The sequence below is a fragment of the Pseudomonas tensinigenes genome, assembly GCF_014268445.2.
Classification (GTDB): Bacteria; Pseudomonadota; Gammaproteobacteria; order Pseudomonadales; family Pseudomonadaceae; genus Aquipseudomonas; species Aquipseudomonas tensinigenes.
The window spans coordinates 959,038-982,080 of the sequence record NZ_CP077089.1; the positions used below are offsets into that span (position 1 = coordinate 959,038).

At 60.6% G+C, this 23,043-nt stretch carries 19 protein-coding genes; 7 read left to right on the forward strand and 12 right to left on the reverse strand.

All coding sequences use genetic code 11. The annotated features are described in order from the left end of the window. Positions 1-20: 20 nt before the first annotated feature. The 11 genes from purD to gcbA form a co-directional block, all read right to left on the reverse strand. Positions 21-1,316 (reverse strand): phosphoribosylamine--glycine ligase, encoded by a 1,296-nt coding sequence (purD, locus tag HU718_RS04115; RefSeq protein WP_102899391.1) that lies wholly within the window; start codon positions 1,314-1,316, stop codon positions 21-23. A gap of 172 nt (positions 1,317-1,488) precedes the next feature. After that, a complete protein-coding gene (gene purH, locus HU718_RS04120; RefSeq protein WP_186612838.1) occupies positions 1,489-3,096 on the reverse strand; it encodes a bifunctional phosphoribosylaminoimidazolecarboxamide formyltransferase/IMP cyclohydrolase in 1,608 nt (535 codons plus the stop codon). Between the two features lie 83 nt (positions 3,097-3,179). Next, complete coding sequence (gene fis / locus HU718_RS04125) at positions 3,180-3,500, reverse strand: DNA-binding transcriptional regulator Fis (RefSeq protein ID WP_003221275.1); 321 nt, start codon at positions 3,498-3,500, stop codon at positions 3,180-3,182. Next, positions 3,497-4,507, reverse strand: coding sequence for a tRNA dihydrouridine synthase DusB (gene dusB / locus HU718_RS04130; protein WP_186612835.1), 1,011 nt, complete (start codon positions 4,505-4,507; stop codon positions 3,497-3,499). Before dusB ends, fis begins: the two co-directional genes overlap by 4 nt. Before the next feature lie 185 nt (positions 4,508-4,692). After that, a complete protein-coding gene (locus HU718_RS04135; protein ID WP_095121944.1) occupies positions 4,693-5,970 on the reverse strand; it encodes a DUF3426 domain-containing protein in 1,278 nt (425 codons plus the stop codon). A gap of 30 nt (positions 5,971-6,000) precedes the next feature. Continuing rightward, positions 6,001-6,879, reverse strand: a complete 879-nt coding sequence (prmA, locus tag HU718_RS04140) for a 50S ribosomal protein L11 methyltransferase (protein ID WP_150707211.1) — start codon at positions 6,877-6,879, stop codon at positions 6,001-6,003. 258 nt (positions 6,880-7,137) lie between these two features. Next, entirely contained in the window at positions 7,138-8,496 is a 1,359-nt protein-coding gene (accC, locus tag HU718_RS04145; protein ID WP_102899385.1) for an acetyl-CoA carboxylase biotin carboxylase subunit, read from the reverse strand. A 17-nt stretch (positions 8,497-8,513) separates the two neighbouring features. Then, on the reverse strand, positions 8,514-8,972 hold the full coding sequence (accB, locus tag HU718_RS04150; RefSeq protein WP_095121948.1) for an acetyl-CoA carboxylase biotin carboxyl carrier protein: 459 nt from the start codon (positions 8,970-8,972) through the stop codon (positions 8,514-8,516). 48 nt (positions 8,973-9,020) lie between these two features. Continuing rightward, a complete protein-coding gene (gene aroQ / locus HU718_RS04155; RefSeq protein ID WP_007914604.1) occupies positions 9,021-9,473 on the reverse strand; it encodes a type II 3-dehydroquinate dehydratase in 453 nt (150 codons plus the stop codon). A 241-nt stretch (positions 9,474-9,714) separates the two neighbouring features. Beyond that, the gene (locus tag HU718_RS04160) at positions 9,715-11,661 is read right to left on the reverse strand and encodes a methyl-accepting chemotaxis protein (RefSeq protein WP_186612833.1); all 1,947 of its coding nucleotides are present in this window, start codon (positions 11,659-11,661) and stop codon (positions 9,715-9,717) included. A gap of 51 nt (positions 11,662-11,712) precedes the next feature. Beyond that, positions 11,713-13,383 (reverse strand): diguanylate cyclase GcbA, encoded by a 1,671-nt coding sequence (gene gcbA, locus HU718_RS04165; protein WP_102899383.1) that lies wholly within the window; start codon positions 13,381-13,383, stop codon positions 11,713-11,715. 423 nt (positions 13,384-13,806) lie between these two features. On the opposite strand from gcbA, the gene HU718_RS04170 reads away from it, so the two are divergent. From HU718_RS04170 to HU718_RS04200, 7 genes are all read left to right on the forward strand, one after another. Continuing rightward, positions 13,807-14,874: a DUF2333 family protein gene (locus HU718_RS04170; RefSeq protein WP_186612831.1), complete on the forward strand. Its 1,068-nt coding sequence runs from the start codon at positions 13,807-13,809 to the stop codon at positions 14,872-14,874. 3 nt (positions 14,875-14,877) lie between these two features. Then, positions 14,878-15,435: an NUDIX hydrolase gene (locus HU718_RS04175; protein ID WP_102901632.1), complete on the forward strand. Its 558-nt coding sequence runs from the start codon at positions 14,878-14,880 to the stop codon at positions 15,433-15,435. 306 nt (positions 15,436-15,741) lie between these two features. Next, the gene (locus HU718_RS04180; protein ID WP_007914613.1) at positions 15,742-16,113 is read left to right on the forward strand and encodes a translation initiation factor Sui1; all 372 of its coding nucleotides are present in this window, start codon (positions 15,742-15,744) and stop codon (positions 16,111-16,113) included. Between the two features lie 219 nt (positions 16,114-16,332). After that, on the forward strand, positions 16,333-18,246 hold the full coding sequence (speA, locus tag HU718_RS04185; protein WP_102901631.1) for an arginine decarboxylase: 1,914 nt from the start codon (positions 16,333-16,335) through the stop codon (positions 18,244-18,246). Positions 18,247-18,479: 233 nt separating this feature from the next. Beyond that, entirely contained in the window at positions 18,480-19,829 is a 1,350-nt protein-coding gene (locus tag HU718_RS04190) for a type VI secretion system Vgr family protein (RefSeq protein ID WP_186612829.1), read from the forward strand. Further along, positions 19,826-20,620 (forward strand): DUF4123 domain-containing protein, encoded by a 795-nt coding sequence (locus HU718_RS04195; RefSeq protein ID WP_095121960.1) that lies wholly within the window; start codon positions 19,826-19,828, stop codon positions 20,618-20,620. The genes HU718_RS04190 and HU718_RS04195 overlap by 4 nt, the downstream gene beginning before the upstream one ends. A gap of 17 nt (positions 20,621-20,637) precedes the next feature. Beyond that, positions 20,638-21,513: an alpha/beta hydrolase gene (locus HU718_RS04200; protein WP_186612827.1), complete on the forward strand. Its 876-nt coding sequence runs from the start codon at positions 20,638-20,640 to the stop codon at positions 21,511-21,513. Here HU718_RS04200 and HU718_RS04205 read toward each other — a convergent pair. Continuing rightward, positions 21,507-22,856: an MATE family efflux transporter gene (locus tag HU718_RS04205; protein WP_186612825.1), complete on the reverse strand. Its 1,350-nt coding sequence runs from the start codon at positions 22,854-22,856 to the stop codon at positions 21,507-21,509. The two genes, HU718_RS04200 and HU718_RS04205, sit on opposite strands and share 7 nt — an antisense overlap. Between the last annotated feature and the right edge of the window lie 187 nt (positions 22,857-23,043).

Genomic DNA, 23,043 nt, shown 5'->3' on the forward strand with positions numbered 1-23,043 from the left:
CGCCGGGCTACAACGACAGCTTATTCCTGGGTTTCGCCACGTTCACGGGCAATGGCACGGTAGCCAATGTCCTTGCGGTAGAAGCAGCCTTCCCAGTCGATGGCCGCTGCCAGCTTGTACGCTTGCTGCTGAGCTTCACCGACGCTGGCGCCCATTGCGGTGGCGCACAGTACGCGACCACCGGCGGTAACGACGTTGCCGTCCTTCAGCGCGGTGCCGGCGTGGAAGACTTTGCCTTCTAGGCTGGCGGCTGCATCCAGACCGTTGATCGTCGCGCCTTTGGCGTAGTCGCCCGGGTAACCGCCAGCGGCCAGCACGATGCCGACGCTCGGGCGTGGATCCCACTGCGCTTCGACCTTGTCCAGCGCTTGCGCCAGCGCGGCTTCGACCAGCAGCACCAGGCTCGATTGCAGACGCAGCATCACCGGTTGGGTCTCCGGATCACCGAAGCGGCAGTTGAACTCGATGACTTTCGGGTTACCGGCCTTGTCGATCATCAGACCGGCATAGAGGAAACCGGTGTAGACGTTGCCTTCTTCGGCCATGCCGCGCACGGTCGGCCAGATCACCAGATCCATCACGCGCTGGTGCACGTCGGCGGTGACCACCGGGGCAGGGGAGTAGGCACCCATGCCGCCAGTGTTCGGGCCGCTGTCGCCGTCGCCAACACGCTTGTGGTCCTGGCTGGTGGCCATCGGCAGCACATTCTTGCCGTCGACCATAACGATGAACGAAGCTTCTTCGCCGTCGAGGAATTCTTCGATGACCACGCGCGAACCGGCGTCACCGAAAGCGTTGCCAGCGAGCATGTCACGCACGGCGTCTTCGGCTTCAGCCAGAGTCATGGCGACGATCACGCCTTTACCAGCGGCCAGGCCATCGGCCTTGATCACTATCGGTGCGCCTTTTTCACGCAGATAAGCCAGGGCTGGCTCGATCTCGGTGAAGTTCTGGTAGTCGGCGGTCGGGATCTTGTGGCGCGCAAGGAAATCCTTGGTGAAGGCTTTCGAGCCTTCCAGTTGCGCAGCACCGGCGGTCGGGCCGAAGCAGTCCAGACCACGTGAGCGGAACAGGTCAACGACGCCAGCCACCAGTGGCACTTCCGGACCAACGATGGTCAGGGAAACGTTTTTCTCGGCGAAGTCGGCCAGTTGCTCAAGGGCCAGCACGTCGATGGCGACGTTTTCGCACTTGGCCTCAATGGCGGTGCCTGCGTTGCCCGGTGCGACGAAAACCTTCTGCACGCGCGGATCCTGAGCCACTTTCCAGGCCAGGGCGTGTTCACGGCCACCGCTGCCAATGATCAAAACGTTCAAAGAGAGACTCCTTCGGAGAAAGCTGCAAGCTATAAGCTGCAAGCGAGAGCGAATGTGTGGCTCTTAACTACAGCTTATTGCTCTGAATTAATAAGGCTGCAACTGCAAGAAGGAGCGACACCGGTCTGCTCTTTCTTGCAGCTTGCAGCTTGAGACTTGTAGCTGCCGTGTATCAGTGACGGAAGTGGCGCATGCCGGTGAAGACCATCGCGATGCCGGCTTCGTCAGCAGCAGCAATCACTTCAGCATCACGCATCGAGCCACCCGGCTGGATCACCGCAGTGATACCGACCTTGGCCGCGTTGTCCAGACCATCGCGGAACGGGAAGAACGCGTCGGAGGCCATCACCGAACCGGCCACTTGCAGACCGGCGTGCTCAGCCTTGATCGCAGCGATACGGGCCGAGTTTACGCGGCTCATCTGGCCAGCGCCGACACCGATGGTCTGACGGTTCTTGGCGTAGACGATGGCGTTGGACTTAACGTACTTGGCAACCTTCCAGGCGAAGATCAGGTCGTGGATTTCCTGTTCGGTCGGCGTGCGTTTGGTCACGACTTTCAGGTCATCGGCGCTGATCATGCCGATGTCGCGGCTCTGCACCAGCAGACCGCCGTTAACGCGCTTGTAGTCCCACGCAGCAGCGCGGTCAGCCGACCACTCGCCGCAGGCCAGCAGGCGCACGTTGGCTTTGGCTGCAACAATGGCGCGAGCTTTTTCGCTGACGCTTGGAGCGATGATCACTTCAACGAACTGACGCTCGACGATCGCTTTGGCGGTCTCGGCATCCAGTTCACGGTTGAAGGCAATGATGCCGCCGAACGCCGATTCGGTATCGGTGGCGTAAGCCAGTTCGTAGGCCTGACGGATGCCGCCTTCAGCGTCCGGGCTGACTGCCACGCCGCATGGATTGGCGTGCTTGACGATCACGCAGGCTGGCTTGACGAAGCTCTTCACGCATTCCAGCGCGGCGTCGGTGTCGGCCACGTTGTTGTACGACAGCTCTTTGCCTTGCAGTTGGGTCGCAGTGGCGATGCCGACTTCGGCAGGCTTGGCTTCCACGTAGAACGCCGCGCTCTGGTGCGGGTTCTCGCCGTAGCGCATTTCCTGGGCCTTGATGAACTGGCTGTTGAAGGTGCGCGGGAATTCGCTGCGGCCTTCAGTGCTCAGGGTTTCAGCGGCCTGGTTCACGGTGCCCATGTAGTTGGCGATCATGCCGTCGTAGGTGGCGGTGTGTTCGAAGGCCTTGAGCATCAGGTCGAAACGCTGAGCGTAGGTCAGGCCGCCGGCCTTCAGGCCTTCGAGCACGCTGGCGTAATCGCTGGCATTTACCACGATCGCTACGTCTTTATGGTTTTTCGCTGCCGAACGGACCATGGTCGGGCCGCCGATGTCGATGTTTTCGATGGCGGTCGGCAGGTCGCAGCCTGGCTTGTTGATGGTGGCTTCGAACGGGTACAGGTTGACTGCAACCAGATCGATCGGCTTGATGCCGTGCTCGCTCATGATCGCGTCGTCGATACCGCGACGACCGAGGATGCCGCCGTGGATTTTCGGGTGCAGGGTTTTCACCCGACCGTCCATCATCTCGGCGAAACCGGTGTAATCCGCGACTTCCACTGCGGCAACACCGTTGTCGCGCAGCAGCTTGAACGTCCCGCCGGTGGAGAGGATCTCGACGCCCAGAGCTTCGAGCTCCTTGGCGAATTCGAGGATCCCGGTCTTGTCGGAAACGCTGATCAAGGCGCGGCGGATCGGCAGGCGGGTAGTCTGGTCGGTCATCTCAATTTCCATCAAAAGCAAAGGAAGTCAGCAAAAAAGGCGACCGTTTTTTACGCGGGCGCCTTTCTGGTTTGATTGAATGCTTACAGCAGATCGTACTGCTTGAGTTTCTTGCGCAGCGTGCCGCGGTTAAGTCCCAGCAGCTCACTGGCCTTGGTCTGGTTGCCCTTGACGTAGTTCATCACGCTTTCGAGCAGGGGAGCCTCGACTTCGGAGAGCACCAGGTTGTACACATCCGTGACGGACGCGCCCTCAAGGTGGGCGAAATAATTGTGCAGCGCCTTCTCGACACTCCCGCGAAGGGTCTGACCTTCTTCGCTCGGGGTATTGAGGTGCTGTTTCAAATTCACGTTGTCGCTCACGGGTGCTGTTCCACTCACTAAAGTCTCGGTCATCATCGTCATGCGGCCACCCCTTCTTCGTCCCCTGTCAGGCTCTTGTAATGCTCGGCGAAGAACTCCCGAACATTGGCGCATTGTGTTTCCGTACCATCCAAACGATTGAAGTGGGCGCGAAACTCCTTGGCGCCCGGCAAGGTTGCGAGATACCAGCCCACATGCTTGCGCGCAATGCGCACGCCCATCACATCCCCATAGAAAGCGTGAAGTGCGGCCAGATGCTCTAGCAGTATGTGTTCCACCTCGATCAGTTCCGGTGCCGGCAATTTCTCGCCTGTGCGCAGGTAATGATCGATCTCGCGAAAAATCCATGGCCGCCCTTGGGCAGCGCGGCCTACCAACAGGCCATCGGCACCGGTCGCGTCGAGCACGTAACGGGCCTTTTCCGGCGAATCGATATCGCCATTGGCAAACACCGGGATCGACACGGCCTGCTTGATTGCGGCAATCGTGTCGTACTCGGCTTCGCCCTTGTACAGATCGGCGCGAGTGCGGCCATGCACTGCCAGCGCGGTGATCCCGGCCTGCTCGGCGATCTTCGCCACGGTCAGGCCGTTCTTGTTGTCGCGATCCCAGCCGGTGCGGATCTTCAGGGTGACCGGCACATCAACCGCCGCCACAACGGCCTGCAGGATCTCGGTCACCAGTGCTTCGTCCTTCAACAACGCGGAACCGGCGGCCTTGTTGCAGACCTTCTTTGCCGGGCAACCCATGTTGATATCAATAATCTGTGCGCCCAGTTCGACGTTGGCCCGGGCCGCGTTCGCCAGCATCTGCGCGTCGCCACCGGCAATCTGTACCGAGCGTGGCTCGGGATCGCCTTCGTGGATCATGCGCATGCGCGACTTGCGGGTGTTCCACAGGCTCATGTCGCTGGTGACCATTTCCGAGACAACAAGCCCTGCGCCCAGACGCTTGCACAGCTGACGAAAGGGCTGGTCGGTGACCCCCGCCATCGGGGCGAGAATCAAGCCGTTCTGCAATGTGTATGGGCCGATGCGTACCGCCGACATAGGACTTCCCTGAAGTGGGGCCGGATCATGAGAGTTCGAAAAAGGGTTGGCATGATACCCGCTCTCGATGACTGGATAAAGGCTGAATTGAACAAAATCTGAACAGTTATTCTGTTATCGCCACAGGTTTGGTTGTGGGTGGCAAAGTCAGAAAACCGTCGTCAATTCAGAAACGATGAAGCGGCTCACTCGGGCGAATGGAAACTCAGGCTGTAGTTCACCGCCTTCGGGCCTGGATCGAGGATGTCCAGCGCAATGTGGATCGGCGTCTGCGGCGGCATTTCCGCCAGACCTTCGAGATCACCTCTGAGGTATTCGCCGGGTTTGAAGCGACGACTGGCGATCAGGTGGCCGTTGAGGTCGGCAAAGCGCAGCTCCAGCAATGGAAATGGCTGGGAGAATGTCGCGCGGTTATAGATGATTGCGTCGACCACCAGTGCACCGTTGAACTCCGGATGGCTGCGCACCACCAGGTTGCTGCTCTTGATTCGGGCGATGTCCACTTTGGACGGCACCGTGCAGCCGATCTGCGGGCAGATTTGCTGGAACCACGGGCGGTATTGATCCTGCCGGGCCAGCTCATCGAAATGATAGGAGATGTACTGGGCAGCCAGTCCGCCTGCCGCCAGCAAGACCAACACCAGCCAAAGCAAGCGACGTCCCCACGGCGAGCGGCGTTTCTGCCAGTCCAGTTGCAGCGGGTCGTCGGTCAGGTCCTGCAGCACTTCGGCGCGTACGCCGGGTTCTGCGCGCTCACGTTTTTTGCGCAGCGGCTCGATTGATGGCAAGTCGTCGTCAGCGCTTTCGTCGCTGGCCGACAAGCGCTCGCGGCGGGCATTCGGGTCGATCGGGTCGTGCAGGCGCAGATGCGGGATTGCCGGTTCGTCATCCAGATCCACCGGTTCCAGCGATAGCGAAGGTTCGGTTCGCTCGGATTTGACCGGTTCGATGTCGGCGATTTCTGCCTCGTCGTCCTCGGGCTCAGCCGTGTGTTCATCGGCGCGCTCGCTGAACAGACTGTCGCGCCAGAGCGTTTCATCCGGTTCAGGGGTGTCGCGGCGTGCGCTCAGGGCATCTTCGCGTGGACGACCGAATTCGGTGGTCGGCTGGATTTCCCGTTGTTCGAGGCGGGCCAGTTCTTCGTCCAGATCGAGGCTGTCGAGATCCAGCTCGGACGCGCTCCACTGCTTTTGGCTGATGGCACGCGGCGCGGGCTGTTCGACGATGGCCGGCGCCTGGACAACCGGCGGGGCCTCGATAATCGGCGGCGGCTCGACAACCGACGGTGCAACCGGCGTCACCGCGTCCTTGCCGGCGTGTTGTTCCAGCAGCTGTTTGGCGGCGTTGAACACTTGCAGGCAGGAGCCGCAGCGAACCACCCCGCGGGCCACGCTCAATTGAGCATGGCTGACGCGGAAACTGGTTTGGCAATGCGGGCACTGGGTGACGAAGCTGTCGGTCATGCGGCGATCCGGATTATGCAGGCGGTCATATTAGCGCCGACGGCCAGTGATGCGCACCCAGCCATCGCGGTTGGCGATCGGGTCGAGGTCGAAGTCCTGCGCATAAGCGGCGGCGACTTCCTCACCTTGCTCGGCGAGAATGCCCGACAGCGCCAGACGTCCACCGGACTTGACCAGGCTGGACAGTTGCGGCGCCAACGAAACCAGTGGGCCGGCGAGGATGTTGGCGACCAGCACGTCGGCTTGAACCTGCGGCAGATCTTCCGGCAGGTACAGCGGGAACAGTTCGTCGGCAATGTTGTTGCGCCCGGCGTTGTCGCGCGAGGCTTCCAGCGCCTGCACGTCGATGTCGGTGCCGACCGCTTCCTTGGCGCCGAGCAGCAGGGCGGCAATCGCCAGAATCCCCGAGCCGCAGCCGAAGTCGAGCACGTTGCAGTCTTTCAGGTCCTGACCGTCGAGCCATTCCAGGCACAGCGCGGTGGTCGGGTGGGTGCCCGTGCCGAAGGCCAGGCCCGGATCCAGCAGCAGATTGACTGCGTCTGGCTCCGGCGCGGCGTGCCAGCTCGGCACGATCCACAGGCGCTGGCCGAAGCGCATCGGCTGGAAGCCGTCCATCCAGCTGCGTTCCCAGTCCTGATCTTCGATGACTTCGCTGTGATGCTCGGGCAACGGGCTGCCGGTCAGCAGTTCCAGATGGGCCAGAACCGGTGCCGGTTCAGTGCCGCCTTCGAACAGCGCGAGCAGATGCGTGTGCGCCCACAGCGGGGTGGTATTGAGTTCCGGCTCGAAGATCGGCTGATCTTCGGCGTCCATGAAGGTCACCGACACGGCGCCCACTTCAAGGAAAGCGTCTTCGTAGGTTTCGGCTTGTTCCGGGCTGATGGCGAGACGTACTTGCAGCCAAGGCATGGCGGGCACCTTTGAAAAATATTGATTGCAGCCTAGCGGCCGGCGAGAAGCGCGCAAGTTTACGCGAGCGCGCTGGGTTTGTGGGAGATGCATTGCACCCTGTGGGAGCGAGCCTGCTCGCGAAAGCGGAGTGTCAGTGAATGCATATGGATCTGATACACCGCTTTCGCGAGCAGGCTCGCTCCCACAAGGGGCTTGTGAAACCTGCAGAAACAACAAAGCCGCCCGAAGGCGGCTTTGTCTGGTGCGGGTTGAAGCTTAGTGCTTCTCGCCAGCCAGCTTGTGCTCGAGGTAGTGAATGTTCACACCGCCCTTGCAGAAGCCTTCGTCACGAACCAGATCACGGTGCAGCGGGATGTTGGTCTTGATCCCGTCAACCACGATTTCGTCCAGGGCATTGCGCATGCGGGCCATGGCTTCGTCGCGGGTCGCGCCGTAAGTGATCAGCTTGCCGATCAGCGAGTCGTAGTTCGGCGGAACGGCATAGCCACTGTACAGGTGCGAATCGACGCGAACGCCGTTGCCGCCTGGCGCGTGGAAATGCTTGACCGTACCCGGGCTCGGCATGAAGGTTTTCGGGTCTTCAGCGTTGATCCGGCATTCCAGCGAGTGACCGCGGATTACCACGTCATCCTGCGTGAACGACAGCTTGTTGCCAGCGGCGATGCTGAGCATCTCCTTGACGATGTCGATACCGGTGACCATTTCCGAAACCGGGTGCTCCACCTGAACACGGGTGTTCATTTCGATGAAGTAGAAACGACCGTTCTCGTAGAGGAACTCGAAAGTCCCGGCGCCACGGTAACCGATGTCGATGCACGCCTTGACGCAACGAGCCAGTACTTCCTCGCGCGCCTTCTCGTCGATGCCCGGTGCCGGCGCTTCTTCGAGAACCTTCTGGTGACGACGTTGCAGCGAGCAATCGCGGTCGCCCAGATGGATCGCATGACCCTGGCCGTCGGAAAGAACCTGCACTTCCACGTGACGTGGATTGGTCAGGAATTTTTCCAGATACACCATCGGGTTGCCGAACGCCGCGCCAGCCTCGGTCCGGGTCAGTTTGGCGAAGGCGATCAGGTCTTCTTCCTTGTGCACAACACGCATGCCGCGACCACCACCGCCGCCAGCGGCTTTGATGATCACCGGGTAGCCGACTTCACGACCGATGCGCAGCGCCGTTTCTTCGTCTTCCGGCAACGGGCCGTCGGAACCTGGAACGGTCGGTACGCCTGCTTCGATCATCGCGTGCTTGGCCGAAACCTTGTCGCCCATCAGGCGAATGGTGTCGGCTTTCGGGCCGATGAAGGCGAAGCCGGAGTTCTCGACCTGCTCGGCAAAATCGGCGTTTTCCGCGAGGAAACCGTAGCCTGGGTGAATGGCGGTAGCGCCAGTCACTTCAGCGGCAGCGATGATGGCCGGGATGTGCAGGTAGGACTGAGCGGCAGACGCCGGGCCGATGCAGACGGATTCGTCTGCCAGACCCAGGTGCATCAGCTCTTTGTCGGCCTTGGAGTAAACGGCGACGGTCTTGATGCCCATCTCTTTGCAGGCACGCAGAATCCGCAGGGCGATCTCACCGCGGTTAGCGATCAGAACTTTTTCCAACTTCGCAGTCATCAAAGGCTCTCCGCAGTTCAAACGATGGTGAACAGCGGTTGGTCGTACTCAACCGGCTGGCCGTCTTCGACGAGGATGGACTCGATCACACCGCTGGTTTCAGCTTCGATGTGGTTCATCATCTTCATGGCTTCGACGATGCACAGAGTGTCGCCTTTCTTCACGGTCTGGCCGACTTCAACGAAGGACGGCGAGGTTGGCGAAGATTTGCGGTAGAACGTGCCGACCATCGGCGAACGGGCAACAGTGCCGTTCAGCGCAGGGGCAGCAGCGGCAACCGGGGCTGCAGCAGCTACCGGAGCAGCAACAGGTGCGGCAGCCGGTGCTTGCATCGGCGCTGGCGCGTAGTACTGCTGAGCCGGGGTCTTGCTGTGACGGCTGATGCGTACGGACTCTTCGCCTTCCTTGATCTCGAGCTCGTCGATGCCGGACTCTTCCAGCAATTCGATCAGTTTCTTAACTTTACGGATATCCATGAATCATCAACTCCCAAGGGTCGGTCAGGGGCGCTTAACGCTTGTATTTCAAGTCGTTGCCTGTGTTTCAAGCTGTTCTAGTGCAGCCTCCAGGGCCAGTCGGTAACCGCTGGCGCCAAGGCCGCAGATCACTCCCACCGCTACGTCGGAGAAGTAAGAGTGATGGCGGAAAGGTTCGCGTTTGTGCACGTTGGACAAATGCACTTCGATGAATGGGATGCTCACTCCCAGCAACGCGTCACGTAATGCGACACTTGTGTGTGTAAAAGCTGCTGGATTGATCAGAATGAAATCGACACCTTCGCCGCGCGCGGCGTGGATGCGGTCGATCAATTCGTACTCGGCATTGCTTTGCAGATACAGCAGATGATGGCCTGCTTCACGGGCGCGGCGCTCCAGATCCTGATTGATCTGCGCCAGGGTCGTTGAACCGTAGGTGCCGGGTTCGCGGGTGCCGAGCAGGTTCAGGTTGGGGCCGTGCAGCACCAGTAGGGTTGCCATCTGCGTAGTCCTTGTTATGAATGAGCAATCGTCAGAACCCGGCGACTATGCCGCAAAGACTTTGTGACTGTCCAGTTCTATGCAATAGCCAGCACGATGGCCGATGTTTGCGCGAAATATGTGACCAAGTGATTTGATCCGGTCACTAGCGGTGGCTGCACTGACGCCTTCGCGAGCAGGCTCGCTCCCACAGGGGGGCATATTGCAATGTGGGAGCGAGCCTGCTCGCGAAAGCGCTTCATCAGACGCGGAAGGCTTGTACGGCCGTATGCAACTGGCCGCCCAGCACCAGCAGATTCTCACCCTGTTCGCGCCCACGACCGATACGCACCAGATTATCCCCACCCAACTGATGAATCCGCTCGCTGTGATCGCGAATCTCGCTGACCGCACCGCTTTGCTGCGCAGTGACATCGGCAATGCGGATCGCCGTGTCGGAAATGGTCTGGATCGCGCCGACTATTTTATCCAGCGCACCGTCCGCCGCTTGCGCCTGATTGGCGGTGGCTTCGGCGTGTTCGACCTGCGCCCGCATGCCTTCGACCGATTGCCGTGCCGCCGTTTGCAGGCCGGCAATCAGCGTCTGAATCTCGGCTGTCGCACCCGCAGTGCGTTGTGCCAGTGAGCGCACTTCTTCGGCCACCACGGCAAAACCACGGCCCATTTCCCCGGCGCGCGCTGCTTCAATCGCTGCGTTCAGCGCGAGCAGGTTGGTCTGGTCGGCAATTGAGCGGATCACCGTCAACACGCCGCCGATGGTCGCCGACTCTTCAGCCAGATGCTCGATCATTTGCGCGTTGCCCTGAACCTCACCAACCAGCGCGTGCAGGCCGGTCAGGCTCTGGCCAATCACCGTCTGGCCATGCTCGACCGCCAGTCCGGCATGACGACTGGCGTCAGCGGCCTGCTGCGCATCGCCGGCAACCTGCTGGATTGTCGCTTCAAGTTCGCCGAGGGAATCGCGGATCAGCGCGGTGTCGCCGGCCTGATGTTCGGCGCCGCTGTGCAAGTCGTTGCTCAGCTCGGCGAGGGTGCGGCTGCTGCCCGCGACTTGTTCGGCATTGCCGCGAATGGTCCCGACCAGATCCACCAGATACGCGCGCAAGCGGTTGAGCGAGGCTTCAATGTCGTGCAGTTCACGGTTGGTCTTGCCCAATTGAATATCGCGGCTGAAATCGCCTTCGGCCCAGGTCGATAGTGCCGGCGCGAGATTGGTCAGCGTACGGGCCAGTCGCCGCTGCAAGGTGTCGATCAACAGCGCGATCAGCAGAATCAAACCAATCATCACGCCTTGCATCAAGCGTACTTCACCTTGGATTTGTCCGTGCTGGGCCCGCACGACTGGCTCCAGTCCGGCAATGGCTTGCTGCACCGCGGCGATTTTCTGATGGGTGGCGGCACTGAGGTCAGTGCGCTTCTGAATCTGATCGCGGGTGCGCTCAAGCTCCGCCGGATAACGTCCGAGCAAACTGTTGAGTTCGCGCTTGAGGCCGACGCCAGCATCTTCCGCGACAGTTTTTTCCGTGTTTTCGATGCCCATCATCGCCGCGAAGTCGTCGCTGCCCGATTCACTCTTGGCCACAACGCCGAGCAGGGGCAGGGCATCAATCGCTTGGGCCTGCGAGCGGATGTTGCTGACCTCGCGCTCTACATCGGCGGCCAGCTCACTGCGCCCGCTGCTGACCAGTTTGTCCCGCGCCAGCGACAGTTTGCCCAAATGCTGCGAAGCGGCGAGCAGCGGTGCCAGATAAGCCGCGTTACCGTTGGCGTAAGTGCTGAGCTGATCGAGGCTGGCGCTCAATTCGCGCTCGGCCTGCAACAACAAGGCTTGCGGGTCTCCGGCCAGTTTGCCGGCAGCGAGCAGGTCGGTTTTGCTGAATTCTTCCAGGCCAGTCAGGCTCGGACGCAGGGGTGCGGCCAGCGTCGGCGGCAACTCATCGAGTTCTTTGCGCAGGCTATCGAGGGCCTGACTGGCGCCGCTCAGGCGCAGGGCGTCACCGCTGGCGAGATAGTCCTCGACGTTGCGCGCCACCTCGTTCTGAAATTGCTGCGACAGTCCCAGATAACGCTCCATCAACAGATACGGGCGTTCGAGGGCTTTTTGTGACCACCACAGCGTGGCGCCGAGTGCGAGGCACACGGCGACCAGCAGCAGCGTATTGAGATTGGTGAGCAACTTCAGGCGCATGACGGCTACCAACGGCAGAAATGGTAAGCGCCTGAATTTATTGCGGTTCTGTTACAGGGTTATGACCGAATCAGTGGAATCCGATGAAAAAGTGGCACTTTGCTTTGAGTCGCGCGCGGTCTGCACGCGATTGCGTCCGGCACCCTTGGCGCGGTACAGCGCCTCATCGGCCTGGCTGGCCATCATCAGGCTGTCGCAGTCGTCGTGCATTTCCACCACGCCGGCACTGAAGGTGCACCATAAATCCTGCGGCTGCGCCGGGTAATGGATTTCAGCGAAGCGCTGGCGGATCTCGTCGAGGACTTTGTGCGCGGCTTCTATATCGGTGTCGGGCATGACGATGGCGAACTCTTCACCGCCGTAGCGGCCGATGAAGTCGGTCTTGCGCAAACGCTGTTTGAGAAACAGCGCCAGGCTTTTGATCACCCGGTCGCCCATCGGGTGGCCGTGGCTGTCGTTGACCCGCTTGAAGTGGTCGATGTCGAGCATGGCAAAGCTCAGCGGCTTGTTCTCGCGGCGGGCGCGGAACGAGCAGTCTTCGAGCAATTGCAGAATGTGCGTGTGGTTGTACAGACCGGTGAGGCTGTCGCGCACCATCCGTGCTTTCAGATTGCGTGCACGGGCGGCGCGGTTGCGCACTGTGGTGATCAGATGGCGCGGCTTGATCGGTTTGGTCAGGAAATCATCGCCACCCTCGCTCATGGCGTCGAGCTGCTTGTCCAGATCGTCCTCGGCCGACAGATAGATGATCGGCACGCTGACATAACGGTCGTTGTGGCGAATCACCTTGGCCAGTTCGGTGCCGGTGCAGGCCGGCATGTACATGTCGAGGATGATCAGGTCGGGCTGGAAATCGGCCAGTTCGGCCATCGCCTGAATCGGTTCGATCAAGGTGCGGGTGACAATGCCGGCGCTGTTGAGCAGGCGTTCGGTGTGCAAGGCTTGCGCACGCGAATCGTCGATGATCAGCACTTTATAAGGTTCGTACTGGGCGACGCAGGTGAGGACCTCGATTTTTTCCAGCAGGCTCGACGCTTCGAGGGTGCCGGTGAGGAATTCCTGGCCGCCAGCGCGCACCGCCGCGAGACGAGTCGGCGTGTCGGTTTCGTGCAGGCTGAAGAACAGCAGCGGCAGCGGTTCTTCCAGGCCAATCTGGGCTTCGGCGGCGAGCTTCAGGCCGATGCCGGCGCCGCTGAAATCCACGTCCATGACGATCGCTGCCGGCAGGCGCTCGACCATTGAGGAGCGAAAGGCCGAAACACTGTCCAGCGCCTGTGCGCTCAGACCGAAGAATTCCAGTTGTTTGGCCAGCCGTTCGGCGCGGTCGTGGTCCTGCAGCATCACGTAGATCGGTTTACGCAGCGGCGGCAGGAAGGTCTGGTCGAGTTGATCGCCGTGGCGCAGGCCGGTGCGCGACAAGCGCTGCATCAAGCGATTGAGGTCGGTGATCAGGCCGCTGCTGAGGCGGCCGCGATTGGCGTCCACTGCTTCCAGCGATTGGCTGATGTGCCGCGCGAGCTGAGTGTGTTCCGGCTGTTCGAAGCGCTCGGCAAAACGCAGCAGGCGCAGGTTGGCCTCGCTCAGTTCGGCGAGGTCGACAGTGGACCACTCACTGCGTTGCAGGCGCTGCCATATCTCAAGAATCTGACGTGCCTGATGAATTACCCGCTGGGCAAAGTGGTGCTTGAGACGCTCACGGCTGGGGTCTTCTGGCTCGGTCATATCCTGACTACTAGTTAGGCTGCATGCTGAGATCGACTGGTGGCTCTATGCTAGCACCTCTTTTCCCTTACACGAGTGTCGTACGTCAATAATCTGCAATGCGTCACCATTCAGTTTCTGACCGGGCGGTTTTGTTTTTGACTTTGGTGTCTGACAAGTCCCCGTAGGCCGGGCACTCCCTGACTAAGCTGGGTGGTCAGGATGACGGGGCAGTGGTGCTTTTATCCGTGCAGTGAATGACCTTTGCGATGGTTTCAATCCGATGGGCTGAAGCGTGGGCATCGGGGATTCCCTTAGTGAGCGTCGAAGCGTCATTCGCCCACATGATTTGCGGCTTATCTATACTCGCGGGTGCCCGGCCTTGGCACGTTGTTGTATGGTTGTGGTCGAACCGTTGAACCCAAGATTTGAAAGGATATCGCCATGCTGGACTGGAAAAACCGCGCGGGCAGCGCGCCTGAACGTGCCGCCGAGCCCAAGTCGGCCACCCGCAGCTATGTCGGTGGGGTGCTGTTCAGCCGTGCATTGGCCACGCTGATCGGCATTTATCTGCTGGTGACCATTGGCCTTGGCTGGTACTGGAGCCAGGAGCCGGCGCTATTTCCGGTTGCGCAAAACGCTCAGGTAGCTGCCGAGAAAGAAGGCAAGCAGATGGTGATCGGCTACACCACCGTCGAAACCCTCAAGACCGTCGCCGGCACCTTGCTCAACAAACCGGGCGGCTACATCTCCAATGACCGCTTCCCGCCAGGTCTGTGGATGGACAACACGCCGAGCTGGGAATACGGCGTACTGGTGCAGGTGCGTGACCTGACCCGTGCCCTGCGCAAAGACTTTGCCCGTTCGCAATCGCAGTCGGCGGAAGATGCCGATCTGGCCAAGGCCGAGCCGCGCTTCAACTTCGACAACAAGAGCTGGATCCTGCCGTCGAGTGAGTCGGAATATCAGGAAGGTATCAACTCGCTGAGCCGTTATCAGGCGCGTCTGTCCGATCCAACCCAGAAAAACGCGCTCTTCTATGCCCGCGCCGACAACCTGAACAACTGGCTCGGCGATGTCGGCACCCGTCTCGGCTCGCTGTCGCAACGACTGTCGGCCAGTGTCGGTCGGGTCAAACTCAACACCGCGCTGAAAACCGAAGTGCCGGCCATCGGCGAAGTGCCGCAGGTTGACGAGGAAGTCGTCGAGACACCATGGATGCAGATCGACAACGTGTTCTACGAAGCACGCGGTCAGGCCTGGGCGCTATCGCACCTGTTGCGCGCCATCGAAGTCGACTTCGCCGATGTGCTGGCGAAGAAGAACGCTACCGTCAGCGTGCGTCAGATCATTCGTGAGCTGGAAGCCTCGCAGGAACCGGTCTGGAGTCCTATGATTCTTAACGGCAGTGGCTTCGGCGTGCTGGCCAACCACTCGCTGGTCATGGCCAACTATATTTCCCGTGCCAACGCTGCTGTGATCGATTTGCGTCAACTGCTCAATCAGGGCTGATTCATGAGCCAGAACGCCAAAGAGGCGGCCCATCGCGCCGCCTCGGATGCCGAACAGATCGCCTGGGTCGACGAGCAGGACAACCTGCTCGGCGCTCTGGTGCGCGCGGATTTGCGCGAGCGTGGGCTGATCGGCCGTGGCACGTACATCATGTTGTTCAATTCCGCCGGCGACCTTTGTGTACATCGGCGCACGTTGAGCAAGGCGATTTATCCCGGTTACTGGGATGTCGCGGCGGGCGGCATGGTGCAGGCGGACGAGAGCTATGCCGAGTCGGCGGCCCGTGAACTGGAAGAGGAATTGGGCGTCAGCGGCGTAGAGCTGACGGCCCATGATCATTTCTACTTCGAAGACACCGGCAACCGTCTTTGGTGTTCGGCGTTTTCCGCTGTATGGGACGGCCCGCTCAAACTGCAGCCTGAAGAAGTGCTGGAAGCACGCTTTATTCCGGTCGAGCAGGTCATGCAGGAAATCCAGCAAAAGCCTTATTGCCCGGACTCTCTGGCGGCGTTGAAGCGCTATCTGAAGGCGCAGCAAAGCGACGTCGCAAAGAACACATAAATTGGCGCCGATTGGCACTTAGCAATTGGGATTTTTGCCGTTACACTGCGCGACCATTTCAAGCTGCACCGAATAGTTTGAGGTTGGCCTGCTGACTCACTGTAGGAGCTGCCGAAGGCTGCGATCTTTTGATCTTGTTTTTCAAGAGCAGGATCAAAAGATCGCAGCCTTCGGCAGCTCCTACAGGTCAGCAGTCTCGTCGCCAAATTCCGGTGCAGTAGCGCTGCCCCTGCCTGAGTGGGGCTTCGCGGTCGCTGACCTTGCCCAAGGTTGCGATCAGTCTTTGTCCTCCCAAGAGGATTGCCGGTGGCCAAAAAAGCCGCATCCTTCGCCGCCTTGGGCGGCCTGGTATTTTCCACCGACGCAGGTCGTCATTGCCCGGAATGCAGCAAGCCGGTGGACGCCTGTATCTGCAAACAAACCGTGATCCCGGCCGGCGACGGCATTGCCCGCGTGCGACGTGAAAGCAAGGGCCGTGGCGGCAAGACGGTGACCACCATCACCGGCGTGCCATTGGCTGAAGACGCGCTCAAAGAGTTGGCGACAACGTTGAAGAAACGTTGCGGCACCGGCGGGGCGTTGAAAGACGGCATCATCGAAATCCAGGGCGATCATGTCGAGCTACTCTTGGCTGAGCTGATCAAGCACGGTTTCAAAGCGAAGAAGTCCGGCGGCTAGCAGCCTCTGTGAAACCCACCTGCGGCTTGATCCGGCGCTGAAGCAGTTCAGATCCGGCGTCGTCTCCATGGTTTTCACAGAGCCTGTTCATGACCGGTTTCTAAACTCCACGCGGTCAGCGCGGTCTACCGCCGCGCTGACGAACCGTCATTTTCATTCTTTAGAATGCGCCGACCTGAGATCAGGCGACGCACTATGACTTCTTTATAGGGGACTTCGATGTCCGTACGACGCACACGCAAAGACGATGGCAGCCAATGGACAGTTGCGGACAGCCGCAGTGTTTACGGGATTCGCCATTGGGGGGCCGGGTATTTCGCGATCAATGACGCCGGTCGCGTCGAAGTTCGTCCGAACGGACCGAGCAGCTCGCCTATCGACCTGTTCGAGCAAGTCGACCAACTGCGCAAAAGCGGTTTGTCCTTGCCGTTGCTGGTTCGTTTCCCCGATATCCTGCAAGACCGTGTCCGCCAGTTGACCGGTGCCTTCGATTCGAACATCGAGCGCCTGGAATACCAGAGCAAATACACCGCGCTGTACCCGATCAAGGTTAACCAGCAAGAAGCGGTAATCGAGAACATCATCGCCACTCAGGATGTTTCCATCGGTCTTGAAGCCGGCTCCAAGCCTGAGCTGCTGGCCGTGCTGGCGCTGGCACCGAAGGGCGGCACCATCGTCTGCAACGGTTACAAGGATCGCGAGTTCATCCGTCTGGCGCTGATGGGCCAAAAGCTCGGCCACAATGTTTTCATCGTGATCGAGAAAGAATCCGAAGTCGGTCTGGTGATCGAAGAAGCCGCCTCGCTGAAGGTCAAGCCACAGGTCGGCCTGCGCGTGCGTCTGTCGTCGCTGGCGTCGTCGAAGTGGGCCGACACCGGCGGTGAGAAATCCAAGTTCGGTCTGTCGGCGGCGCAACTGCTGTCGGTGGTTGAGCGCTTCCGCGCGGCGGGCCTGGATCAAGGCATTCGCCTGCTGCACTTCCACATGGGCTCGCAGATTGCCAACCTGGCTGACTATCAGCACGGTTTCAAAGAAGCGATTCGTTACTACGGCGAGCTGCGCAACCTCGGACTGCCGGTCGATCACATCGACGTCGGTGGCGGTCTGGGTGTCGACTACGACGGCACGCACTCGCGCAACGCCAGCTCGATCAATTACGACATGGACGATTACGCCGGTGTCGTGGTCGGCATGCTCAAGGAATTCTGCGATGCGCAGAGCCTGCCGCATCCGCACATCTTCTCCGAAAGTGGCCGCTCGCTGACCGCGCACCACGCCATGTTGGTGGTGCAGGTGACCGACGTCGAGAAGCACAACGACGAAATCCCGCAGATCGAAAACAAGGAAGCGCTGCCGGAAACCGTGCAGTGGCTGGTTGATCTGCTCGGCCCGACCGACATCGAAATGGTCACCGAAACCTACTGGCGCGCCACGCACTACATGAGCGACGTGGCCGCCCAGTACGCCGACGGCAAACTGACCCTGGCTGAAAAAGCCCTGGCCGAGCAGTGCTACTTCGCCGTGTGCCGTCGCCTGCACAACTCGCTGAAAGCGCGTCAGCGTTCGCACCGTCAGGTGCTCGACGAGCTCAACGACAAGCTGGCCGACAAGTACATCTGCAACTTCTCGGTATTCCAGAGCCTGCCGGACACTTGGGCGATCGATCAGGTGCTGCCGATCATCCCGCTGCACCGTCTTGATGAAGAGCCGCTGCGCCGTGCGGTGCTGCAAGATCTGACCTGCGACTCCGACGGCAAGATCAATCAGTACGTCGACGAGCAGAGCATCGAAACCAGCCTGCCGGTACACGGTTTGAATGAAGGCGAAGACTACCTGCTGGGCGTGTTCCTCGTGGGCGCCTATCAGGAAATCCTTGGCGACATGCACAACCTGTTCGGTGATACCGACTCGGTGAACATCTACCAGAACGCCGATGGCAGCGTTTACCACGCCGGCATCGAGACCCACGACACCATCGAAGACATGCTGCGTTACGTGCACTTGTCGCCGGAAGAACTGATGACTCACTACCGCGACAAGTGCGCCAGTGCCCGCATCAGTGCCAGCGAGCGCACGCAATTCCTCGATGCCTTGCGTCTGGGCCTGACCCGTTCCTCCTACCTGTCCTCCTGAGGTCAGGTGGCGATCTCGCCGGGTTGTCTGAAATGTTCCCACTAGCTGTGGAAAATTCAGATGACCCGGTGGGATACATCCCAAAATCTTCGCGAAATGCTTGCCGGTCCCGGCCAGCAAAGTCATCCGGTCTGCTTTTCGCGTAGGTCATTTCCTAAGTTGTACTTCAGCTCTCTACTCGGCCATGGCTCTCGGCGAGAATCCCCGACCGCCCCTCCTGTAGAGATCCGCCTATGTTCGATCAAGCCAACGAGTCCTCGTTTCGTCTCGATGTAGCGGGCCTGTCCGACCCTTGCGAAGTCCTGGCCTTTACCGGTAGCGAAGCCCTGAGCGAGCCCTTTGCATTCGAAATCGATGTGTTGATCGACGATCCGCAACTGGACCTTGCCGACCTGCTTTACCGTTCGGCGTTCCTGTGTTTCGGGGCGTCGGGGGAGGGCGTACACGGGCAATTGCAGAGCCTCGTCCAGCACGAACACGGGCACGGTTCAAGATTGTGCCGGATCCGTCTGGGGCCGAAACTGGGTTGTCTCGACTTGCGCATCAGCCAACGCATCTTCAGTGGCTGTTCGGTGCCACAGATCATCGAGCAGGTGCTCAGGGAGCACGGAATTATCGGCGCTCAGCGCCGCTTCGAATTGCACGGCGATTACCCCGTCCGCACGTTCTGTACGCAATACCGCGAATCCGATCTGCAACTGCTCCAGCGCTTGTGTGCACAGGCGCGAATTCACTACTTTTTCGAACACGGGCCCGACCGGCATTGCCTGGTATTCGGTGATGATCCGACGCAGTTGCCCTTGGCTGGCACCGTGCTGTATCGGGACGAGCCCGATAGTCAGAGCGTGTCCCCCGGCGTGCGCCATTGGCAATTTCAGGAAACCTTGCAGTCCGCGCCGCCAGACGCAAGGCCGGCACACAGTGCCGAAGGCTGCAGTCATCTCGCGGCGTTACGCAGCGGTTATTGGCTGCGATTGGCCGGGCACCCTTTTGCCGAGTGCAATCGCCATTGGTTGCTGACCCGTATCGAGCACAGCGCTGATCCATCGCTCGACCTTCCTTATGCCAACCGTCTGTTTGCGACACTGCAACTGCCTTCGTGCCTGCCGGCCACTGTGCCGACACGACTGCGCATGCACAGCCTGCAACGGGCCTGGGTTGTGACGGTGGACGAGCCGCAGCCCGACTGCTTCAGGCCTGTGGCGGTGCAGTTCGACTGGCTTTATCAGGGCGAAGGGGCGGCGCCGAGTCATTGCTGGCTGCCACTTGCACCAGCCCTGGTCGACGCGCCTTTGTTAGCACTGAGCGAGGGTGTCGAAGTGGTGGTGAGTTTCTTTGAAGGCGATCCGGATCAGCCGATGATCAGCGGCGTGCTACAGCCGTCGGTCGCTGGGGCGGACATCAGCGATGAGCCAGCGTTACCGGACAGGCTGGTGAGTCAAGGCTTGCAGCAACTGCTGGCCTCTGGCGAACCGTTATTGCTGTTGTGCCTGATCCCCGGCGGCGGCAGTTTCAGCCACTGCTCGCAAGCCGTGTGCAGTTGTCGGCTAGTGACCGCGCTTGAACAGAGCGGCGCAACATGAGTGGCGCGGCGCGCGAGCCGATGGCGCAGTGGTTGCTGCTCGATGGCCCGGATGCGACGCGGGCATTGACGATTTTGCGCCAGGGATTCGCCGATGCGCAGCGGTTCTGGTTGTTCGACGGCACTGAGTTTGCACCGGTTTGTGAATACGGCCCGGTGCTGGTCGACTTGCGCGGTTGTCCGGCACTGGCGTCGTTGTGTTACAGCGATCCGGACACCTGGCGCGGGTTGTTGCTCGCGAGCGAGGCATCGGCGCAGGATCTGCTGAGTCATTTGCAGTGCATGCTCACGGTCTCTTTCGGGCTGAGTCATCGGGCTTTGCTCAGTTATTACAACCGTCAGACCGCGAGCTATTTTTTCGACGCCTGTGATGCCGCTGACCTGAGTCGCTGGCTCGGGCCGATCCGCCAGTTGCGCTGGTTCGGCGGGACGTGGGCCGACCGTGCTATCGGCAGTCAGGGCTGGCAGCAGTTGCGCAATCCGGGGCTGGCTGTCGAGCCACTGAGCGTCGAGGAGAGCCTCACTCGCCGTCAGCGCGAACGCCTGCAAACCTGTTTGTTGGAGCAGCATATCTGGCGCTGGTGTCAATCGCTGGGAACCGACTACGCGGCGATGGCCTCCCATGTTCAACAAGGCCTGGCGTTGGGATTCAGCGATCGCTCGGTGCTCGACGCCTGGTTATGGCTACGCTTGCTGCATCCGCGAGCCGTGCTGGTGCCGCCACCGGAGGGTTTGACTCAGCAGGAACGGCTTGAACATGTGCGACGTCAGTGGCGCGGCGATCAGACTTGAAGTGAGGTTCGGCGCCTATGGCAGGTTTTTTTCGCAAGGGGCTCGGCTTGATGCCCGGCGCTCTTCTAATGTTGGCGCTGAGCGCCTGTTCGCCAGTGAAAGTGCTCAATGCGCTGACCCCCAGTCAAACGTACGACAAGACCACGGGTATCGCTTATGGCGACGATCCCCGGCAGAAGCTTGATGTCTACGTACCACGTCACGCATTGGCCGGTGCGCCGGTGGTGGTGTTTTTCTACGGCGGCAGTTGGAACAGCGGGTCGCGCGACGATTACATCTTTGTCGGCGAGGCGCTGGCGTCTCGCGGAATTGTCGCGGTGGTGGCGGACTACCGGTTATATCCGCAGGTGCGTTATCCGCTGTTTCTTGAGGACAGCGCGCGAGCGGTGGCCTGGACCCGAACGCACATTCGCGAGTTTTCCGGCAATGCACAACGGATGTATCTGATGGGGCACAGCTCTGGTGGATACAACGCGGCAATGCTGGCCCTGGACGCCAATCTGCTTGGCGCGGTCGGAATGTCTCCCAAGGATCTGCGCGGCTGGATCGGTCTGGCCGGGCCCTACGATTTTCTGCCGATCGAGAATCCTGATGTGCGTCCAGTGTTCTTCTGGCCGCTTTCACCGCCGCAATCACAGCCGATCAACCACGTCAGTCGCGGTGCGCCCCCCGCGCTGCTCATCGCCGCGAGCAGGGATGATCTGGTCGACCCGGCGCGCAACACCGCGGGCCTGGCGCGAAAAATGCGCGAGGTCGGGGTGTCGGTGCAGGATCTGTACTATTCGCGGCCCAGTCACATTACGTTGGTGGCGACGCTGTCGAGGCCACTGCGGGGACTGGCGCCAGTGCTCGATCAAGTGGTCGGTTTCATCGAGCACACACCGATTCAGTGAGCGGCGCCGTTGAACCAGCCGTCATTGCGTTTGAGCCACCAGGCTTGCGCTCCGAGGGTCAGGCTGCGCAGCACCATGAATAAAAGAAATGTTATCCACAGACCGTGATTGCCCAGACCTTGCAGTGCCCAGGCAAAAGGCATGAGCAATACCACCGAGATGAGCATGCCGTTGCGCATTTCCCGCGCGCGGGTGGCGCCGATGAACAGGCCGTCGAGCAGGTAGCTCCAGACCGCAATCAACGGCAATACGGCGAGGTAGGGCAGGTAAGTGAACGCGGTATCGCGCACGCTCTGGATGTTGGTCTGCATCTCGATGAACAAGTGCCCGGCCAGTACAAACAACAGGGCAAAGCCGAGGCTCGCGATCAGTGACCAGCCACCGGCGACTACCAGTGATCGGCGCAAGCCCAGGCGATCACGGGCACCGATGGCGTGCCCGCACAAGGCCTCGACGGCGTGGGCCAGACCGTCCAGGGCATGGGCCGTCAGCAGCAAGCCATTGAGCAATAGCGCATTGGCGGCAACCGTGGCATCACCCAGTCGTGCGCCTTGCACGGTGATCAGAAAAAATACCGATTGCAGCGCCAGACTGCGGATGAATATGTCGCGGTTGACCGCCAGCAGTGGGCGCCAGCTCTGCCAAACCCTCAATGTCACCCAGACAATGTGCCCCGGATAGGCCCGCAGCGCCTTGCGGGTCAGCCACAGGCCGAGGAGGGCACCGCTCCATTCGGCAATCACCGAGGCCCGCGCCGATCCGACCACACCCCAGTCCAGGCCGATTACGAACCACAGGTTGAGGGCGATATTGATCAGGTTGGTGGTCAGCAGAATCGCCAGTGGCGCCCGGGCGTTTTGCGTGCCGAGGAACCAGCCGACCAGCGCATAGCTGGCCAGCGCCGCTGGCAGGCCGAACAACCGCGTGTGGAAAAAATCCCGGGTGAGCTGATCCAGCTCCGCCGACGGTTGCATGAAGTGCAGCGCGACCCCGCTCAGCGGCACACCCAACGTGCCAAGCACCAGTGCCAACCCCATCGCCAGCAGCAAGCCCTGCAGCAGAATCTGCCGCAACGCCGCGCCGTCGCTGCGCCCCGCGGCCTGCGCAGCAAAACCGGTGGTGCCCATGCGCAGAAAACCCATGGCCCAGGCGAGAAAGGTGTACAGGCTGGCACCGACCGCCACCGCGCCCAATTGGTGGGCGTGGGGCAAGTGGCCGATGACGGTGCTGTCGACCAGCGCCACCAGCGGTACGGAAATATTGGAAAGAATCATCGGCGCAGCGAGTGCCCAGACCTTGCGGTGCGTTGGGCGGTCGCGCCAGTCGGCGATCAGAGTGGACATGCGAGCTCCTTGGGGGAGCGGCATTGTAGCGGTAGAAGCCACCCTCACCCCAGCCCTCTCCCAGAGGGAGAGGGGGCCGACCGAGGTGTCTGGCGTCATCCATCGACCTGAGAGAATGTGCCGATTATGGATTCGCTGAAGCTCGCTCAAGTCGGTGTAGCTCTTGAATATCCCCCATTCAGTCCCC

Coding starts and splice junctions, on each gene's coding strand:
- dusB (WP_186612835.1), bottom strand. CDS start 4,507: ATGTCGGCGGTACGCATCGGCCCATACACATTGCAGAACGGCTTGATT.
- purH (WP_186612838.1), bottom strand. CDS start 3,096: ATGACCGACCAGACTACCCGCCTGCCGATCCGCCGCGCCTTGATCAGC.
- HU718_RS04160 (WP_186612833.1), bottom strand. CDS start 11,661: ATGCGCCTGAAGTTGCTCACCAATCTCAATACGCTGCTGCTGGTCGCC.
- HU718_RS04170 (WP_186612831.1), top strand. CDS start 13,807: ATGCTGGACTGGAAAAACCGCGCGGGCAGCGCGCCTGAACGTGCCGCC.
- aroQ (WP_007914604.1), bottom strand. CDS start 9,473: ATGGCAACCCTACTGGTGCTGCACGGCCCCAACCTGAACCTGCTCGGC.
- prmA (WP_150707211.1), bottom strand. CDS start 6,879: ATGCCTTGGCTGCAAGTACGTCTCGCCATCAGCCCGGAACAAGCCGAA.
- accC (WP_102899385.1), bottom strand. CDS start 8,496: ATGACTGCGAAGTTGGAAAAAGTTCTGATCGCTAACCGCGGTGAGATC.
- HU718_RS04190 (WP_186612829.1), top strand. CDS start 18,480: ATGTTCGATCAAGCCAACGAGTCCTCGTTTCGTCTCGATGTAGCGGGC.
- gcbA (WP_102899383.1), bottom strand. CDS start 13,383: ATGACCGAGCCAGAAGACCCCAGCCGTGAGCGTCTCAAGCACCACTTT.
- speA (WP_102901631.1), top strand. CDS start 16,333: ATGTCCGTACGACGCACACGCAAAGACGATGGCAGCCAATGGACAGTT.
- HU718_RS04175 (WP_102901632.1), top strand. CDS start 14,878: ATGAGCCAGAACGCCAAAGAGGCGGCCCATCGCGCCGCCTCGGATGCC.
- HU718_RS04195 (WP_095121960.1), top strand. CDS start 19,826: ATGAGTGGCGCGGCGCGCGAGCCGATGGCGCAGTGGTTGCTGCTCGAT.
- fis (WP_003221275.1), bottom strand. CDS start 3,500: ATGACGATGATGACCGAGACTTTAGTGAGTGGAACAGCACCCGTGAGC.
- HU718_RS04200 (WP_186612827.1), top strand. CDS start 20,638: ATGGCAGGTTTTTTTCGCAAGGGGCTCGGCTTGATGCCCGGCGCTCTT.
- HU718_RS04205 (WP_186612825.1), bottom strand. CDS start 22,856: ATGTCCACTCTGATCGCCGACTGGCGCGACCGCCCAACGCACCGCAAG.
- accB (WP_095121948.1), bottom strand. CDS start 8,972: ATGGATATCCGTAAAGTTAAGAAACTGATCGAATTGCTGGAAGAGTCC.
- HU718_RS04135 (WP_095121944.1), bottom strand. CDS start 5,970: ATGACCGACAGCTTCGTCACCCAGTGCCCGCATTGCCAAACCAGTTTC.